Source organism: Methylobacterium sp. CCH7-A2 (assembly GCF_001557075.1).
Classification (GTDB): Bacteria; Pseudomonadota; Alphaproteobacteria; order Rhizobiales; family Beijerinckiaceae; genus Allobosea; species Allobosea massiliensis.
On the sequence record NZ_LSKN01000061.1, the window covers coordinates 1 to 1359 of the forward strand.

Consider the following 1359-nt stretch of genomic DNA (forward strand, 5'->3'; position numbering starts at 1 on the left):
GTCAGAACTCGTCCCAGCCGGACGCGTGCGCGTTGACGGCCTTCTTCATCGGAGGCGGTGCCGGGCGCGCGGAAGGCGCAGACGGCCGGGCGGAACGCGGCCCGGCAAAGGCGGCCTGGACCTGGCGCTGCAGCGCCCCGGCGGTGCCGGCCGCGGCCGTGCCGCCTGCCTCAGTGCGGTCGCCCGCGACGAGGCCGTTGAGCTGGGCGATGCGGTCGGCCAGGGCGTTGGCTGAAGCGGCGCTTTCCTCGGCGAGGGCGGCGTTGGACTGGGTCATCTCGTCGAGATGGGCGACCGTCTGGCTCATCTCGTCGATTCCATTCGCCTGTTCGCCGCCGGCCGCGGAGATGTCGGCGATGGTCGCCGCCACCTTGCGCGAGGCCTCGAGGATCGCGGTCAGGGAGTCGCCGGCCTTGCGCACCAGCTTGACTCCCTCGCCGACCTCGGCGTTCGAGGAGGAGATCAGCGCGGAGATGTCCTTGGCGGCCTCGCCGGAGCGCTGGGCGAGAGTCCGCACCTCCGAGGCTACGACCGCGAAGCCCTTGCCGGCCTCGCCGGCGCGGGCGGCCTCTACCGCAGCATTCAGCGCGAGGAGGTTGGTCTGGAAGGCGATGTCATCGATGACGCGGGTGATCGCCTGGATCTTCTGCGAGGCATCCTCGATGCGGGCCATCGCACGCACCGCCTCTCCGGCGATGTCTCCGCCGGACTGGGCGGCGGTGGTCGCCTCCGAGGCCAGCGTCGCGGCGTTGCGGGCATTGGTGGCCGAGGCCTTGACGCTGGCCGCCAGTTCTTCGGTCGTCGCCGCCGTTTCCTCAAGGCTCGACGCCTGCTCCTCGGTGCGCTTCGAGAGATCGTCGGCACCCATGGAGATTTCCTTGGCGGCCGTGTCGATGCCCTGTGCCGCGACGGCGACCTGGCCGACGAGGCCGGCCAGCGTGTCGACGAGTTCGTTCACGCCCTCGCAGAGTTCGACATTCTTGGGATTGAGGTTCCGGACCGCGATCCGCTTCGTCAGGTCTCGGTCCTTCGCCGCCTGGACGACGGTGCCGACCTCGGCGATGGCGAACTCCATCTGCTCCTCGTTCTCCTTGGAGGCGGTGATGTCGGTGGCGTATTTCACCACCTTCACCGGCGCGCCCATGGCGTCGAGGATGGGGTTGTAGCTAGCCTGGATCCAGACGGTCTTGCCGCCCTTGCCGATGCGGCGATACCGGCCCTCGTCATACTCACCGCGACGCAGCTTCTCCCAGAACTGGGCATAGGCGGGGATGCTGCGCTCTTCTTCCGCCACGAAGATGCGGTGGTGGCGACCGACGATCTCGTCCAGCGCATAGCCGGTCACGGCGAGAAAATTGG

The 1359-nt window shown here is 68.9% G+C and carries 1 protein-coding gene; it reads right to left on the reverse strand.

The features are described 5' to 3' along the window. Nucleotide 1: 1 nt before the first annotated feature. On the reverse strand, nt 2-1359 hold a 1358-nt coding region (locus AX750_RS04190; RefSeq protein ID WP_082734922.1), incomplete at its 5' end, for a PAS domain-containing methyl-accepting chemotaxis protein.